Source organism: Paraburkholderia sp. BR10954, assembly GCF_040965775.1.
In the GTDB taxonomy this organism is placed as follows: Bacteria; Pseudomonadota; Gammaproteobacteria; order Burkholderiales; family Burkholderiaceae; genus Paraburkholderia; species Paraburkholderia youngii.
The window spans coordinates 1-255 of record NZ_JBFRCK010000325.1 but is presented as its reverse complement, the minus strand read 5'-3'; the positions used below and the strand labels follow the sequence as shown (position 1 = coordinate 255).

Here is a 255-nt window from a genome sequence, read left to right as displayed (position 1 = left end):
CGCCGCTCTGAAGCGCATCGTTGCCTCGCGCGACGAGACCATTGCGCAGTTGCTGGCCGAGATCTCGCGACTGAAGCGATGGCAGTATGGCCGTTCATCGGAGCGCATGACCGAACTGATGGACCAGCTGCAGCTCGCGCTCGGTGAGCTTCCCGTTCCTGAATCGGCCATGGCCGCAACGTCGAAGGAGCCCGATGCTGATACAGCTGCTGATACGTCGGCCACAACGAACGTCGCTCCGCTACGCCGCAAGTC

Annotated in this window: 1 protein-coding gene; it reads left to right on the top strand. The window is 62.7% G+C overall.

What is annotated here, in order from left to right; genetic code table 11:
- On the top strand, positions 1 to 255 hold a 255-nt coding region (locus tag AB4Y34_RS42435), incomplete at both ends, for a transposase (RefSeq protein ID WP_368719375.1).